At 62.1% G+C, this 14,453-nt stretch carries 18 protein-coding genes and 1 pseudogene; 11 read left to right on the plus strand and 8 right to left on the minus strand.

What is annotated here, in order from left to right; genetic code table 11:
• The first annotated feature begins 287 nt into the window (after positions 1-287).
• The 4 genes from IH971_08325 to IH971_08340 all read left to right on the plus strand — a co-directional run bounded on the left by IH971_08325 (position 288) and on the right by IH971_08340 (position 4,793).
• Positions 288-767, plus strand: coding sequence for a hypothetical protein (locus IH971_08325; protein ID MCH7497842.1), 480 nt, complete (start codon positions 288-290; stop codon positions 765-767).
• Between the two features lie 408 nt (positions 768-1,175).
• Positions 1,176-3,425, plus strand: coding sequence for a 5-methyltetrahydropteroyltriglutamate--homocysteine S-methyltransferase (gene metE / locus IH971_08330; protein MCH7497843.1), 2,250 nt, complete (start codon positions 1,176-1,178; stop codon positions 3,423-3,425).
• Positions 3,426-3,739: 314 nt separating this feature from the next.
• Positions 3,740-4,108, plus strand: coding sequence for a helix-turn-helix transcriptional regulator (locus IH971_08335; GenBank protein MCH7497844.1), 369 nt, complete (start codon positions 3,740-3,742; stop codon positions 4,106-4,108).
• 37 nt (positions 4,109-4,145) lie between these two features.
• The gene (locus IH971_08340) at positions 4,146-4,793 is read left to right on the plus strand and encodes a ribonuclease H-like domain-containing protein (GenBank protein ID MCH7497845.1); all 648 of its coding nucleotides are present in this window, start codon (positions 4,146-4,148) and stop codon (positions 4,791-4,793) included.
• Here IH971_08340 and IH971_08345 read toward each other — a convergent pair.
• A complete protein-coding gene (locus IH971_08345; protein ID MCH7497846.1) occupies positions 4,790-4,966 on the minus strand; it encodes a hypothetical protein in 177 nt (58 codons plus the stop codon). The two genes, IH971_08340 and IH971_08345, sit on opposite strands and share 4 nt — an antisense overlap.
• A 202-nt stretch (positions 4,967-5,168) precedes the next feature.
• On the opposite strand from IH971_08345, the gene IH971_08350 reads away from it, so the two are divergent.
• Together IH971_08350 and IH971_08355 are read left to right on the plus strand one after the other, a co-directional pair.
• The gene (locus tag IH971_08350) at positions 5,169-5,378 is read left to right on the plus strand and encodes a type II toxin-antitoxin system HicB family antitoxin (GenBank protein MCH7497847.1); all 210 of its coding nucleotides are present in this window, start codon (positions 5,169-5,171) and stop codon (positions 5,376-5,378) included.
• Positions 5,375-5,551, plus strand: a complete 177-nt coding sequence (locus tag IH971_08355) for a type II toxin-antitoxin system HicA family toxin (GenBank protein ID MCH7497848.1) — start codon at positions 5,375-5,377, stop codon at positions 5,549-5,551. Before IH971_08350 ends, IH971_08355 begins: the two co-directional genes overlap by 4 nt.
• Before the next feature lie 73 nt (positions 5,552-5,624).
• Here the strand turns inward: IH971_08355 and IH971_08360 are convergent, their stop codons facing one another.
• The 7 genes from IH971_08360 to IH971_08390 are packed head-to-tail and all read right to left on the minus strand — an operon-like array spanning position 5,625 to position 11,207.
• Positions 5,625-6,584 (minus strand): D-2-hydroxyacid dehydrogenase, encoded by a 960-nt coding sequence (locus tag IH971_08360; GenBank protein MCH7497849.1) that lies wholly within the window; start codon positions 6,582-6,584, stop codon positions 5,625-5,627.
• An 8-nt stretch (positions 6,585-6,592) separates the two neighbouring features.
• The gene (dapF, locus tag IH971_08365) at positions 6,593-7,390 is read right to left on the minus strand and encodes a diaminopimelate epimerase (protein ID MCH7497850.1); all 798 of its coding nucleotides are present in this window, start codon (positions 7,388-7,390) and stop codon (positions 6,593-6,595) included.
• A 3-nt stretch (positions 7,391-7,393) separates the two neighbouring features.
• Positions 7,394-7,843, minus strand: coding sequence for a hypothetical protein (locus IH971_08370; protein MCH7497851.1), 450 nt, complete (start codon positions 7,841-7,843; stop codon positions 7,394-7,396).
• Entirely contained in the window at positions 7,840-8,547 is a 708-nt protein-coding gene (locus IH971_08375) for a haloacid dehalogenase-like hydrolase (protein MCH7497852.1), read from the minus strand. Before IH971_08375 ends, IH971_08370 begins: the two co-directional genes overlap by 4 nt.
• Positions 8,548-8,597: 50 nt before the next feature.
• Positions 8,598-9,278 carry an SDR family NAD(P)-dependent oxidoreductase gene (locus tag IH971_08380; GenBank protein ID MCH7497853.1) on the minus strand — a complete coding sequence of 227 codons (681 nt, stop codon included), beginning with the start codon at positions 9,276-9,278 and terminating at the stop codon, positions 8,598-8,600.
• A gap of 27 nt (positions 9,279-9,305) precedes the next feature.
• Positions 9,306-10,202, minus strand: a complete 897-nt coding sequence (locus tag IH971_08385) for a DUF58 domain-containing protein (protein ID MCH7497854.1) — start codon at positions 10,200-10,202, stop codon at positions 9,306-9,308.
• A 27-nt stretch (positions 10,203-10,229) separates the two neighbouring features.
• Positions 10,230-11,207, minus strand: coding sequence for a MoxR family ATPase (locus IH971_08390; protein ID MCH7497855.1), 978 nt, complete (start codon positions 11,205-11,207; stop codon positions 10,230-10,232).
• Positions 11,208-11,338: 131 nt separating this feature from the next.
• Between IH971_08390 and IH971_08395 the strand changes: the two genes are divergently transcribed.
• From IH971_08395 to IH971_08415, 5 genes and pseudogenes are all read left to right on the plus strand, one after another.
• The gene (locus tag IH971_08395; GenBank protein ID MCH7497856.1) at positions 11,339-12,151 is read left to right on the plus strand and encodes a purine-nucleoside phosphorylase; all 813 of its coding nucleotides are present in this window, start codon (positions 11,339-11,341) and stop codon (positions 12,149-12,151) included.
• Between the two features lie 10 nt (positions 12,152-12,161).
• Positions 12,162-12,719: a transposase gene (locus IH971_08400; protein ID MCH7497857.1), complete on the plus strand. Its 558-nt coding sequence runs from the start codon at positions 12,162-12,164 to the stop codon at positions 12,717-12,719.
• 5 nt (positions 12,720-12,724) lie between these two features.
• The gene (locus IH971_08405; GenBank protein ID MCH7497858.1) at positions 12,725-13,417 is read left to right on the plus strand and encodes a DNA alkylation repair protein; all 693 of its coding nucleotides are present in this window, start codon (positions 12,725-12,727) and stop codon (positions 13,415-13,417) included.
• Positions 13,414-13,881 (plus strand): annotated as a pseudogene (locus IH971_08410) (DNA-3-methyladenine glycosylase I). Before IH971_08405 ends, IH971_08410 begins: the two are co-directional and overlap by 4 nt.
• On the plus strand, positions 13,855-14,453 hold a 599-nt coding region (locus IH971_08415), incomplete at its 3' end, for a HAMP domain-containing protein (protein ID MCH7497859.1). The pseudogene IH971_08410 and the gene IH971_08415, both read left to right, overlap by 27 nt.

Here is a 14,453-nt window from a genome sequence, read left to right on the forward strand (position 1 = left end):
TAGACGTCGTATGATAATTGGTTCCAACATGAAGAGTAAGGTATCCAAGACTAATCCTGAGAAGTCCAAACATCGGCTTGGTCTTGGGAATAGTTCTGTTCTTAACTACTGGATGCTCTTCAACAAGGTTTCGTTCGGTTTGCTCGGATATCAATCCATTCTCCCTCACTACAATTAGGCCAGACACGGCAAATACGATCGTATTGGTGCCTGCAACAAAATACATAAAGAGTTATAGCAATCAGCTTGCCCTCCAATGGGTGAGAACATACAACCATTGCGCCCAAATGAGACAAGCCATTGCGAGGGAAATAGATGCGCGACGGGCCTGCCGGTCCGCGAAAAGAAATCTATTCATAAGAATGGGTGGGGGGGCCGCATTAGCCAATGCAATATATACAGGTATTCAACCAGCTCCGGAAAAGTGGGTCATCGTTCCATTGGGAATTATAGCCGGATCAACCCTCCTCACACTAGTGCCAACTCTTACTCAAGACGAACGCTTGGACTTGTTGAAGGAGAAGTTGGCGAGGATAACGGCCTTTGAAAAGGCTGCGTTAGCCCACTTTAATGAACTGGAAAGTCAACTCTTAGAGATAGCCATAGAGGCTCAAAAGGTGGATTCAACCCATGCTCTCTACGCTTCTTTGACTCAAAAGCAGATCGCTGGGATTCATAGCAAAATCGCTGAAATGGATCGGTCAGCGTTCCAAATCAGTGGTCGCTTGCGGGCTGCCTTGGTGAATTGGTATCAGGAAACACAGTAATGCGATATCTACGTAGATAGAGTAGGGGGTGGACAAGTATTTTGGATAGATCGCTAATCTCACTGGATCTGAGGGGCTCTTCCGACTCTCCCGAGCCTCCGGAGCCTCCCAAGCCTCCCAAGCCCCCCGAGCCTCCAAAACCTCCCGACCCTCCCAAGCCCCCCGACCCTCCCAAGCCTCCCAAATCCCACCGATTGTCCAAGGCGCACAGAAACCGGTAAATCAGCATAAGTCGCCTGAGGCCCATCAAGCAATAGCGTGCCTATATGGCAATCCAAGCCAATTGCCCCATCCCTCGATAAATCCGAATCACATAGATCGGCCAGCCTAACCATTCGATTGACACACCCCTCCCAGTGTGCTAAACTGTCGCTCGCTATTTCGGGGCGGGAGCTTAGGGAGAGCTAAATGTCGGCATTGAAGACCCAGACGTTGGGCTATCCGCGTATCGGGCGCGAGCGGGAAATGAAACGCGCCTTGGAGCGCTACTGGAAAGACAAAATTGACGCTGCTGCGCTCCTGCAGACCCTCGTCGACGTGGAACTGGATGCCTGGTCGGCCCAACGTGAGGCCGGCATCGACTATATCGGCGTAGGTGATGCCACCCTCTACGACCCCGTGCTGGACTGGGCCCTGCGCATGGGGCTGGTTCCCAAGCGCTACCACGGACTTGACGGGCTTGACCTGACTTTCGCCATGGCCCGGGGCAAAGAGGGTGTCCCGGCCCTGGAACTCACCAAGTGGTTTGACACCAACTACCACTACCTGGTGCCCGAGGTAGAGGCCGACGTTCAGCCAAAAGCCAACTTCGCCGACTACCTGGACACCATTCGCAGGGCGCGAAAGGAGCTCGGTGAACGCGCCGTGCCTATCGTGCTGGGACCGGTTACCCTGTTGCGCCTTGCCCGGGTGCAGGGCTCGTTCAGCGACGTGCTGGCGGCACTGCTGCCGCTGTACCAGGACCTGCTGGGGCAGCTCCAGGGCTTGGGGGTGCAGGAGGTGCAAATGCACGAGCCGGCCCTCGTCCTGGGTGATGCGCAGAAGCATCGGCAGCATTACAGCTCCACCTACGAGACACTGGCGCAAGCCGGCCTGCCCATTAATCTGGTGACCTTTTTTGACGACCTGGGTGCGGCCTATCCCTGGGTGGCCGCACTGCCCGTGGACACCCTCACCCTCGATTTCACCCACGGCGACAGCAGCGCCTTGATTGCATCAAACGGTTGGCCGCAGGGTAAAACCCTGGGCGCTGGCATCCTGAACGGTCGCAGTGTCTGGCAGCTGCGGCCCGGCGAAACCCTGGCAACGGTGCAGGCGCTGGCCCGCCAGGCGCCCCTGCGACTGAGCATGTCCTGTTCGCTGCAGTTCGTGCCCTACGAGGCAGCCCGGGAAACGGGTCTGCCGGAGGAGCTGCGCAATGTGCTGGCTTTCGCCCTGGAGAAACTGCACGAACTCCAGCTCCTGGGCCAGGCGGGCGCTGAGGGCCAATTGAGTGCCGAGCTGTCTGCCTACGACGCATCCTGGGAGCGGTTCAAAGCCTTTGCCCCCCGCGAGCCCGGCGTACAGAAGACCATTGACGGACTCACCCCGCGGGATTTCGAGCGCAGTCTGCCCTATGGTAAACGGCGCAACCAGCAGATCAAACTGCCGCCCCTGCCCACCACCACCATCGGCTCGTTCCCCCAAACCGTGGAGGTCCGACGTCTCCGGCGGCGCTTCAAACTGGGGCAGATCAACCGTGCGGAGTACGAGGCGGGCGTCGATGCCTGGATCGGTTATACCATCGGGGCCCAGGAGGGCATGGGGCTGGATGTGCTGGTCCACGGCGAATTTGAGCGCTCCGACATGGTGGAGTATTTCGCCGAAAAAATGAAAGGGTTCGCCTTTACCGACAACGGGTGGGTACAGAGCTATGGTAACCGCTATGTCCGCCCCCCCATCATCTTCGCCGACGTGGTACGCAAGGGTCCCATGACCGTGCGGGAGTACGCCAAGGCCCAGTCGTTCACCACCAAGCCCGTGAAGGGCATGCTCACGGGGCCGGTGACCATTCTGAACTGGTCTTACCCGCGCACCGACATCACCGCCCGGGAGATCACCCTGCAGCTGGCCCTGGCCCTTCGGGAGGAGATCGCCGATCTGGAGGCCGCCGGCGCCCGGATTATCCAGGTGGACGAGCCTGCCCTGCGGGAAGGCCTCCCCCTCAAGCCCGAGCGCTGGGACGAATACCTCAGCTGGAGCGTGGACGCCTTCCGCCTGGCCACCGGTCGAGCCAAGCCGGAGACCCAGATTCACACCCACATGTGTTACGCCAAGTTCGGCGAAATTTTGGGGGCCATCGACCGGCTCAACGCGGATGTTATCTCCATCGAGAACGCCCGTAGCGATGACGAAACCCTGCGCGAACTGGAACAATACGGCTATCGCCGCGCGGTAGGTCCCGGAGTCTACGATGTGCACAGTCCCGTGATTCCCGGCAAGGCGGAGATCAAGGCCAAGGTGCAAATCTATCTCAAGCACCTGGAGGCAAATCAGATCTGGATCAATCCCGATTGCGGTCTGAAAACCCGCAGCTGGGACAAAGTCTTTCCGGCCTTGAGCCATATCGTGGAAGCCGTGGCTGAAGTCCGCGCCGAGTTGCCGACCGCCAACCCGTAGGCCGGCCCCCGATTGAAGGCTCGGGCCCACAGCTTCACCCTGCCGCAGCCCGATAGAATCGGTATGAGCCTCACCAAAGGAGGGCAGCTCGTTACGGAGCATTCTACCTGGGCGATCATTGCCCATCAGCCCTCAAAGACCTACTTCGCAGTATAATCGCCCGGGACCACTGTTGGGAGTACTTTAGACATACGCCGGAGCACTGATAGGGAGTGAGGTCCCGAAGGACGCAGATCATTAACCGATGATTGCATTTTATATAAAAATCCCATACTATTGAGTGCCAATAATCCCAACATTCCGGCGAATTCATTATGATTAGCTATCAAGTTATTTCCTCCCGCGGCAAGCCCCGGTTCGCGGTGGTGGACTACCACGCCTTCCTGAATCTCCTTGAACAGCTTGAGAGCCACCAAAAAAGCTCCGGGTCGGGCAAGCGCAGCCGCCAGCGAAAGGAGCCCTCAGCAAGCGAACTCACTCAGCTCATGCGCACCAGCCCCATCAAGGGCTGGCGGCTGTTTCGCAACATGACGCAGTCCGAGCTGGCCGATATGACCGGGCTCAAGCAGACCCATGTCAGCCTCATGGAAGGCAACAAGATCAAGCCCCGGGAAAATACGCTTCAGAAGCTGGCTACCGCCCTCAACTGTACGGTGGAGGACCTGACTGTCCGGCGTCCCTGAGCTCCCGCGCCCCCTGCAGCGGCCCGCCAACTGACCGGTGCGCTACCTCATCTTCGACATCGAGACGGTGCCCGTGGCCGATCTGCCCGCTGCGTTGAACGAGGAAGCCGCCAGGCGCACAGAGCGGGAGATTGGCAAAAGTGGCCTGGCCCCGGACGAGGCGGAGCGGCTCGTGCGCTCAATCTCGCCCTTTCTGGGAAGAGTCGTGGCCATCGGTCTGCGCCTCTATCACGATTCCAGCCAGGAGACCAAGGACAAGGTCATCGCCGAGCCCACCGAAGAGGGCACGCTGCAGGCCTTTTTCGAGACCGTCAACCACCCCGCCTCCCAGGACTTGCGCTTCGTGCACTACAACGGCCTCAACTTTGATGTGCCCTTCCTCATGATCCGGGCCGCGCTGCACGGGCTGCCCATCCACAATCCCCGTTTCATGAACCTGCGCCGTTTCGGTTATGATCCCCACGTGGACGTGATGCAGTTTCTGTCGCGTTGGGGCCGGGAAGGCGTCAGTCTCGATATGGCCTGCCACAGCTTCGGCATTCCCTCCCCCAAAGGCGGCGACGTCAGCGGCGAGACCGTGGCGGAGGCCATCGACCGGGGAGACTTGGACGCGGTGGAGGCCTATGTCATGCGGGACGTGGAGGCCACCTACCAGCTGTTCCTGAAGATCAAGCCCTACCTCTAGCCCGTCCGGGCCCCCTGGAGTGAATGCCCTGGGAACCCGTCGTAAAGGTCCGGGTTAGTCGCCGTCCCGGCGTCGTGGCCGGCCTCGGGATACATGCTGAGCCGGGCCTTGCCGCCCCAGGCCATGATCCTTCCCAGCACGGCCAGCATCGACAGTTTCAGCGTTGCTATCACGTGACATCTCCCTTTCAAGATGTTGCCTCTGTGATGTTCATCGCCAGCCCATGACCAGCCGCTCTCAATACCCCCTCAACGGGCCGCCCCACTGATGAGGTGCAAACCAGAAAGCCGTTGACAAGCCCACCTGCGCAAAGTACTATCAATTATCTCAATTCAAGCAGCGGGGATTCTGAATAATTTCGCGGGAGGTCATGCGATGAATAGAAAATTTACCCTGGAATATTGGAGGGACGACAGTTGGTATGTGGGCAAGCTCCAGGAAGCGCCAGGTGTGTTCAGCCAGGGAAAATCCTTGCAGGAACTTGAGGAAAACATACAGGAAGCCTACGAGCTTATGATTGCGGAACAGGATTCGGAGACCGGCCGTGAAGTGAAGACCAAGGAGATCACTCTGGACCTTGCGTGAAGAGGCGCGAACTGGTTAAGGAGCTCAGCGCTGCCGGTTGCTACCTGAAGCGCCACGGCAGGAATCACGACATCTATGCCAACCCTCGAAGCGGAAGGCAGGCGCCGGTGCCCCGCCACTCTGAAATCAAAGACTCTCTCTACAGACTCATTCGCAAACAGCTGAATATTTAATTCCGGTCTGGCGCCGGATTAGCCGACGGTTCAAACTCTCTATCGCATTTCCAGGACCGTACACTCGCTTCTTTCAGTACCCCCGCTCCCAGTCCACCACCTGCCTGAGCGGCTCACCCGCCAAGTAGCGCGCCAGGTTGGCTGCAACGATCTCGGCAATAGCTCCCGCTGCGCCCAGCGCCGCCACGTGGGGCGTGATGGTCACGCCCGGCAGGTCCCACAGCGGGCTGTCCTTGGGCAGCGGCTCCGCATCGAAAACATCCAGCACCGCCCCGGCCAGCCAGCCGGCCTCCAGCGCCTGCACCAGGCTGTGCTCGTCCACAATGTCCCCCCGGCCTATGTTGATGAACACGGTCCCCGGCCGGCAGGCCTTAAACACCTCACCCGACAGCAGGCCACGGGTGGCGGGCGTGCTGGGCAGAATATTGACCAGGTAGTCGGCACCGGCCAGAAACTCAGCGAGCTGGTCCGGGGTGAAGACCCGGTCCACGTTGGGCACCGTGCCACTGCCCCGCCGAAACCCCCACACCGTCATGCCAAACCCTCGGGCCACAGCGGCCACCGCCTGACCGATGCTCCCCACCCCCAGAAGGCCCAGGGTCAGGTCCGAAAGCACCCGGTAGCCGGACGGCTGCCACTGATGGCTCTCCTGCCAGCGGGACAGCCCCAGCAGGTGCCGCTCCCGGGCGAGGATATGTCCCAGGGTGTACTCCGCCATCATCGGGCCAAAGGCCCCTTCCACGCGGGTGAGTACAAAGTCCCGTGGGGCGCCCGCCCGGAGCAGACTGTCGACCCCGGCATAGGTCGCTTGCAACCACTTCAGGTGGGGGGCCCCTTCCAGATGGTACGCCACCAGGGGCGGATCGGCGACCACCACCTCCGCTTGGGCCAGGGCTTGGGCGGTATCAGGATCGGTTTTGGTGCGCAACCACGCCACGCCAGGCGGGCTGCGCTTGCGCAGTTGAGCCTCCAGGCCCGACATGCTGGTAACCAGTAATACGCGCAGTGCTTTGGTGGGCGCTGGAACGGCCATCGCCGCAGCTAAAAGTCATCCGGCAACTGCGCATCAAAAACCAGTTCCGCCGGACCGGTAACGCTCACTTCCCGCCAACCATCATCGAACTCTACGCTCAGCTCCCCGCCCGGGTTGACCACCCGGATAGGGCTGCTCATCGCCCCGCTACGGGCCGCCTGGAAGCAGGCCGCCGTACTGCCGCTGGCGCACGACAGCATCACCGACTCCACCCCCTTTTCGTAGGTGATAACCTTCAGGGTCTGGCTGTCAATCCGCTGAAAAAAGTCCACGTTCACTCCCCTCGGCTGGAAGGCAGCATGATGGCGCAGGGCTGGGCCGTTGGCCGCCACCAGCGCTTCGCTCAGGTCGTCCACCTCAATGACAAAATGGGGCGCTCCCGAGTCCACCTGCCGCCCCTTGAAGCCGTTCAACTCCATGAGCTCAGTGACGTGGCTGGGGGGCAGAATCTGGAGCCGGACCCGCCCGTCCGGCAGCAGCTCCGCACGGTGGTCACCCGCTCCCGTTCGTACGACGATTTCCCGGCGCCTGACCATCTCTCCCCGGATGGCAAAAGCCACTGCGCAGCGGGTCCCGTTGGCGCAGAAGGTTTCCCAGCTGCCGTCGGCGTTATGGTAGTCCAGGTGCATGTCCACCCCCGCATCCTCCGGTGGCGATAGGATCATCACGCCGTCGGCCCCAACCCCCCTGTGGCGGTTGCACACCCGCTGAATGAAGGCGGGGTCACGGATGATGTCCGGGCAGCGTTGGGCATCAAACAGCACGAAATCGTTGCCTGCTCCCTGGGCCTTGGTAAAGGGGATCATGGCTCAGCCGTGCGAAATGAAGACACCCAGCAGAACCGTGGCCAGGGCCAGCACCGGCGCCAGTTTCAGGAGCATGTCCACGCTTTTCTCCGCCTCCGGCTGCTCAGTTCCCTCCTGTGCCCCGTCGCGGAACCGCCTGACGCGACCCTGCACCATATGGCTCAGCCCTACAGCCATAACGCCCAGGATAATTTTCACGATGAACACGGCCCCGTGCTGGAGGATGCTGGGGCGTTCCATGATCATCAGGATGCCCGCCAGCAAAGCGATGGAACCTGCCGTCAGGGTGATTCGGTGGCCGACGGTTACCACGGCATTCAGGGAGGGAATGCCCTCCGCACCCCCGTCGGATCGCCGCGCTTGCAGCCACAGGATCGCCATGCTGGCTGCCGCACCCACGTAAAACACCACAAATGATACGTGGACCATCCGGAGCAAAAAGTAGTAGGTCACGCTGCCGTTCCTTTCATCATGTTCACCAGGGCCGGGACATCGTCGAAGCCGTCCACCAGCCAGGTGGGACCCTCAGCTTTGATCGCCTGTCGCCACTCGCTGCCGGCCCGCCGGCAGACAATGAGGCTGGCGCTGCCGTTCAGCCGTGCAATGCGCGCATCGTTGGGGGTGTCGCCGATAATGACGGTATCCACCGGGCGAAAGGACTCATGCAACGTGTCCCAGGCCCGCTCCCGTGCGATCCACGGCAGGTCCTCCCGCGTGTTGCCGTCATCACCGAATACCCCGAACGCGAACAGATCCCACAGGCCTGTGCCGGCCAGCTTCAACCGCGCCCCCCGTTGCACGTTGCCCGTCAGCAGAGCGGTGGCCCAATTTTCGTCCCCGCAAGCCCGCACCAGCGCCTCCGCTCCGGGGAATACCCGCACGGGCCCGGCCTGCGGCAAGCGCTCCTCCACCAGCCTCAGGAACTGTTCCAGGATTCGAGGCACGTCAGCGTCCCTGTGCGTCGCCCCGTTCCTGTAGCGTGCCAGCGCGTTGCTGATGATGGTGGGGTCGGTTTGGCCGGCCACATCAAGAAAAGTCAGGGTGACGGGTTCGCCCACGGCCTGGGAGATGGCCTCGGCCAGGGCTGCCCGCGGTACCGGTCCGGGCGCGATGAGGGTGCCGTCAATGTCGAACAGGATCAGTTTGCGCCGCCGCACGCCTATCTCCCCGGATTGTCTATGCTAAAAAACTGCCTCTGGGACCGCCGCTAAAAATAATACGCCTGGCCGTTGGGCGGATCGTCCTCCTCATCCAGGATCTCGGCGATCTTCAGCGCGATTTCTTCCGGCGGCGTCCAACTTTCCGTGGCGGCATCGGGCATGGCCTTACGGTTAGTCGGCGTATCAATCACGGCCGGAACGATGAGGTTGGCCGTCACCCCTCCGGACAGTTCCTGGGCGATCGTCATGGTGAGGCTATGCACGGCCGCCTTGCTCATGGCGTAGGGACCCGCCCCGGTCAACCCCTGCTCCCCCGCCAGCGAGCCGAAATTGATGATGCGCCCAAACTGCTGCTCCTTGAACAGCGGCAAGATGGCCTGGCAAGCATTGAGGCAGGTGATGAAGTTCAGATCGAACATGCGCGGCCACGCCTCTGGCGGCACCCCCTCCACCGGACCGCTCGACTCGTAGCCCCCCACACCGTTAATCCAGGCGTGAAACCCCTCCAGCGACCGGATGATCTCGGCCACCATAAAGTTCACCGCCACCCTGTCCGTGAGCTCGCAGGTCACGTAGCTGAGGCTGTTTTCAACGGGACGCCAATCCACTTCCGGGCCCCTGATGCAGGCCACCACATGCTGCGCCCGGCCTTTCAAATGCTCCACCAATGCCGAACCCATGGCCCCGTTGGCTCCGGTCACCACCACGACCTGCTCCCTAAGCCTCATGGCCGGCCACACCGCCACTGCATCGGGCTACCCCACCCGGCCGCGCTTCACCAGGTATTCCGACAGCGCCAGGTCGAGGGGACGGTCCGTGGTAATCTGCACGTAATCAATGTTGTGTCGTCTGCAACGGGTCCGGAAGGTGTTGATGAACTGCTCCATCTGCTGCTGATACTCCCGCCGGATATGCCACGGCTCCGTGGTGATCGTCTGGCCCGTTTCCATGTCCCGGAAGCGGGTGCGCGAGGAGTAGTCAAAGGACAGTTCCTGGGGGTCGAGGATGTGAAAAACGATCACCTCATGCCGCTTGTAGCGAAAATGCTTCAGCCCCAGCAGCACCTCGTTGGGGTCGTCGAATAGATCGGAGATCAGCACGATGAGGCCCCGCTTGACGATGGACTCGGCCAGCTGGTGCAGCACGGGCGCGATGGCCGTCTCCGGCCCCGGCGATATCCGCGACAGTTGCCCCAGCAGTGTGTTGAGGTGGCTGGCCCGGGCCCTGGGCGCCAGATAGCTGCGCAGCTGGGAATCAAACAGGGCCAAACCAATGGCATCCTGCTGATTCAGCATCAGGTAAGCCAGGGCCGCCGCCAGGGACTGGCTGTAGGATAGCTTGCTCACCCCGGCCGAGGCAAAACTCATGGACCGACTCTGGTCCAGCAGCAGGTAGCTTTTGAGGTTGGTCTCCTCCTCAAACTGCTTGACATAATACCGGTCCGTCTTGGCGAACAGCTTCCAGTCCACGTGCCGGATCTCATCCCCGGCGCCATACGCCCGGTGCTCGGCAAACTCCACCGAGAAGCCGTGGTAGGGACTGCGGTGCAGCCCGATGATGAAACCCTCCACAATCAGGCGCGCCCGCAGTGATAGGTTCTCCAGCCGGGCTACGGTCTCGGGGTTCAGGTAGGTGGCCGTGAGATTCGCCATGCGCCCGTGGGCCTAGCTCAATGCATCCTATGCGCGGGTTGCCAGCAACTTGTCGAGAATCTGGTCCGTGTCAATTCCGTCGGCCTCCGCGTTAAAGTTCGGGATGATGCGGTGCCGCATCACCTGCTTGACCAACGCCGTGACGTCCGCAATATCGGGCGTGGTCCTGCCATCCAGCGCGGCCCTCGCCTTGGCACCCAGCACCAGGTACTGGCTGGCCCGCGGCCCGGCGCCGTAGGCTACCCACTGCCTGATGAACTCTGGCTCGCCGTCATCCCCCGGCCGCGTACGGCGCACCAGATCGACGGCGTAACTCACCACGTGCTCGGCCACCGGCACCTGACGGACCAATTGCTGAAAGGCCAGCATGTCCTCATGGCTCACCATTTTCGGCGGCGAACCGACGGCGGTACCGGTGGTGGTCTCCACAATCCGGATTTCATCCTCCCGCGCAGGGTAGACGATACGCAAATTGAACATGAACCTGTCCAGCTGCGCTTCCGGCAGTGGATAGGTGCCCTCCTGTTCGATGGGATTCTGCGTAGCCAGGACAAAAAATGGTTCGTCCAGGGCGTAGCTGGTGCCCGCCGCCGTGACCTTGTGCTCCTGCATGGCCTCCAGGAGGGCCGCCTGCGTCTTGGGCGGCGTGCGGTTAATCTCGTCGGCCAGGATGATATGGGCGAAAATGGGCCCCTTGAAGAACTTGAACGTGCGGCCCCCCGACTTGGTCTCCTGGATAATCTCGGTGCCCGTGATGTCCGAGGGCATCAGGTCGGGCGTAAACTGAATACGACTGAAGGAGAGGTCCAGCGCCTCGGCCAGGGTCTTGATGATGAGGGTCTTGGCCAGGCCGGGCACACCCGTCAGCAGCACATGTCCCTGGCACAACAGGGCCAGAAACAGGTGCTCCAGAATATCCCGCTGACCAATAATGACTTTCTCGATGCCCTGGATAAGGCGCTCCCGGGAGCCGTGCAGTTTTTCGATGAGCTTCAGGTTCTCCATGATCGCGTCGGGTGCGAAAGCGGGCTAAACTTACCTGCCCGGCGTGCCCCCGGCAAGCCTGCACGGACGCGCCCAGCGGCGCCGGCCCTGCCCCTTGTCCCCTCTCCAGCCGTCCGCTAACTTACTGCGCCATGCCCCCCGACCTCGCCGAAGAAGCCGCCGCTGTCGTCAAATCCCGCCTGCCCAAAACGCCTCAGGTGGCCATCATTCTGGGCTCCGGACTCAGCGCTTTTGCCCACACCCTGGCCGACCCCCTGGTAGTGCCCTATGGGGACATTCCCCACTTCCTCGAGCCAACCGTCCCCGGCCATGTGGGCGAGCTGGTCTACGGCGAAACAGCGGGCCTCCCCGTGGTTGTGGCGCGCGGCCGCTTCCACTATTACGAGGGCCACCCCCTGGAGACGGTGACCCTGCCCGTGCGCCTGTTCGCGCGGCTGGGCGTGAACCAGCTCATCATTACCAACGCCGCCGGTTGCGTCAACACCGCCTGGAACGTGGGCGACCTCATGCTGCTCACCGGCCACCTCGATTACACCTTCATCGACGGGCTGGCCACCCCGGAGGTGCGCGACGGCGCCTTCCACTCGCCCGAGCTCCTGGAGTTGGCCCGCGCGGCGGCCCACACGGCCGGCGTCCCGCTCCGCGAAGGGGTCTACGCCTGGTGTCTGGGCCCCAGCTTCGAGACCCCGGCGGAAATACGCGACATCCGCCGGCTGGGGGGCGCCGCGGTGGGCATGTCCACGGTTCCGGAGATTCGCGCTGCGGCCAAGGAGGGCTTGCCCACACTAGCTATTTCGGCCCTCACCAACTATGCCGCCGGCATCCGCGACCAGCCCCTGAACCACCAGGAAGTGCTGGCAACCGGCCAGCGCGTGAAAGGGACCTTTGCAAAGCTGGTAACTTCGATCCTGGCCGGTCTAAGGAACGAGGGCCAGGCAACTTGAGGCTCGTAAAATGCGCCGCCGTTCTGTCCGCCTGAAGGGCCATGACTACCGCCAACCCGGAGCGTATTTTGTGACCATTTGCACATACCGGTGGGCCCCACTGTTCGGAACGCTGGTGAATGGGCGCATGGCATTAAACCCCCTCGGCCAGATGGTGGAAAAAGAATGGCTCCGAACAGCTGCTGTGCGGCCCTACGTGCGGCTGGATGAATACATCGTCATGCCGAATCATTTTCATGGAATTGTTATGATAACGGATGACGGTAGGGGCACGGCGCGCCGTGCCTCTACCACCGAACAGTTTGGCCGACCCATCCCACGGTCACTACCCACCATCATCCGCTCTTTCAAATCGGCCGCCACTCATCGAATCAAGAAGGACCGTGGCACGCCCGGTAAACCTGTCTGGCAACGCAATTATTATGAACACATCGTCCGCACGGATCGCGCATTGAACCGCATCCGGGCATACATCCACCAGAATCCGGCCCACTGGCATCTCGACCGGTATAACCCGGAGGCTGTTGGGTCAGACGAATTCGAACTACAGCTGCAGGCAGGACTGTGAGTCAAATGACCGCCACCGAGATCATCAAGCAGCTCGAAGCCCTGGGCAGCGCGGAGAATCTCGCCGGCATGGCCCGCTACGGCATCAGCACGGCCCGCTCCTTCGGCGTCAAGGCCGCCGACATCAAGGCCCTCAGCCGCCGCTATAAGGGCGACCAGGCCTTGGCCCTGACCCTGTGGGCCAGCGGCTACCGGGATGCGCGTATCCTGGCCACTTATATCGCCGACCCCCAGGCCTTCACGCCCAAACAAATGGATGCCTGGGTGGCCAATGTCGACTCCTGGGATGTCTGCGACGCCGCGGCCAACCAGCTCTTCCGCCGCTCGCCGCATGCCCTCAACCGGGCCCTGGCCTGGTCACGGGCTGAGCCGCAGTTCACGCGCCGCGCCGGCTTTGCCCTCATGGCCGGTCTGGCCCTGCAGTCGTCCCCCTTGCCCGATGACGCCTACGAGCCCTTTCTGGAGCGCATCCAGGCGGCGGCCACCGATCGACGCAACATGGTGAATAAGGCCGTGAACTGGGCCCTGCGGCAGATCGGCAAACGCAACCCCGCCCTCAACGCCCGGGCCATCGCCGTCGCCGAGGACCTGGCGGCAATGAACAGCCCCACCGCCCGGTGGATCGCCGCCGACGCCTTAAAGGAACTGCGCAGCGAAAAGGTGCAGGAGCGGCTGCAGGATAACGGAGGACACCCATGACCACCCCCACCCGCTGCTGGGGCGACGGCGACCCCCTCATGGAGGCCTACCACGACACCGAGTGGGGCCGGCCCCTGCACGACGACCGCGCCCTCTTCGAGTTCCTCCTGCTGGACAACTTTCAGGCCGGCCTGTCGTGGCGCACCATCCTGCACAAGCGGGAGGGCTTCCGCAAGGCCTTCCACAACTTCGATGTGAAAAAGATCGCCGCGTACGCGGAGCAGGATCGCCAGCGGCTCCTGAATGACGCCGGCATCATCCGCAACCGCGCCAAGGTGGGCGCCGCCATCACCAACGCCCAGGCCTTCCTTGTGCTGCAGGACGAGTTCGGCTCCTTCGACCGCTATATCTGGCAGTTCACCGGTAATCGAACTCTCCTGAATCCACCGGCGGAGACCTACGAGGATTTCCCGGTTTCCACTCCCGAATCGGACGCCATGTCTGCCGACCTGAAGAAGCGGGGCGACGATCTCTTCGCGCAGGTTACCGGCCTGGTCTCGGGCCTGTTCGCCGGCCTCATCGTGACCTTCGGGGTGTGCGTGGTGGTGGGCGGCCTGCTGGCGTTCAAGATCTCGCGCTCCATCATCGAGCCGCTGCTGCGCGCCAAGGGCTTTGCCGAGAACATGGCCAGCGGTGACCTGTCGCGCACGCTGGAGGTGCAGGGCAGCGACGAGTCGGCCGAGATGATGCAGGCGTTGTCGACCATGCAACGCTCGCTGGCCGGCATCGTCGGGCAGGTCCGAGAGTCGGCGGAGAGCATCCAGGTCGCGTCGGCCGAGGTGGCCACTGGCAACATGGACCTGTCCCAGCGCACCGAACAGACGGCCTCCAACCTTGAAGAGATCGCTGCGAGCATGGAGGAACTCCTGGCCACCGTGCGGCACAGTGCTGATGCGGCTGTGCAGGCCAGCACCCTGGCCACGGATGCCAGCAGTATTGCCCAGCGCGGCCGTGACGCTGTGGATCGTGTGGTGGGCACCATGGACGGTATCGCACTGTCGTCGCGGCGCATTGCGGACATCACCAGCGTGATTGA

Source organism: Candidatus Neomarinimicrobiota bacterium, assembly GCA_022560655.1.
GTDB lineage: Bacteria > Fidelibacterota > Marinisomatia > SCGC-AAA003-L08 > TS1B11 > JADFSS01.

What these genes read in the sequence shown, in the direction of transcription:
- IH971_08325 (MCH7497842.1), top strand. Translation starts at nt 288, where the DNA reads ATGAGACAAGCCATTGCGAGGGAAATAGATGCGCGACGGGCCTGCCGG.
- IH971_08385 (MCH7497854.1), bottom strand. Translation starts at nt 10,202, where the DNA reads ATGGCGAATCTCACGGCCACCTACCTGAACCCCGAGACCGTAGCCCGG.
- IH971_08390 (MCH7497855.1), bottom strand. Translation starts at nt 11,207, where the DNA reads ATGGAGAACCTGAAGCTCATCGAAAAACTGCACGGCTCCCGGGAGCGC.
- IH971_08395 (MCH7497856.1), top strand. Translation starts at nt 11,339, where the DNA reads ATGCCCCCCGACCTCGCCGAAGAAGCCGCCGCTGTCGTCAAATCCCGC.
- IH971_08405 (MCH7497858.1), top strand. Translation starts at nt 12,725, where the DNA reads ATGACCGCCACCGAGATCATCAAGCAGCTCGAAGCCCTGGGCAGCGCG.
- IH971_08350 (MCH7497847.1), top strand. Translation starts at nt 5,169, where the DNA reads ATGAATAGAAAATTTACCCTGGAATATTGGAGGGACGACAGTTGGTAT.
- IH971_08335 (MCH7497844.1), top strand. Translation starts at nt 3,740, where the DNA reads ATGATTAGCTATCAAGTTATTTCCTCCCGCGGCAAGCCCCGGTTCGCG.
- IH971_08400 (MCH7497857.1), top strand. Translation starts at nt 12,162, where the DNA reads ATGCGCCGCCGTTCTGTCCGCCTGAAGGGCCATGACTACCGCCAACCC.
- IH971_08380 (MCH7497853.1), bottom strand. Translation starts at nt 9,278, where the DNA reads ATGAGGCTTAGGGAGCAGGTCGTGGTGGTGACCGGAGCCAACGGGGCC.
- IH971_08360 (MCH7497849.1), bottom strand. Translation starts at nt 6,584, where the DNA reads ATGGCCGTTCCAGCGCCCACCAAAGCACTGCGCGTATTACTGGTTACC.
- dapF (MCH7497850.1), bottom strand. Translation starts at nt 7,390, where the DNA reads ATGATCCCCTTTACCAAGGCCCAGGGAGCAGGCAACGATTTCGTGCTG.
- metE (MCH7497843.1), top strand. Translation starts at nt 1,176, where the DNA reads ATGTCGGCATTGAAGACCCAGACGTTGGGCTATCCGCGTATCGGGCGC.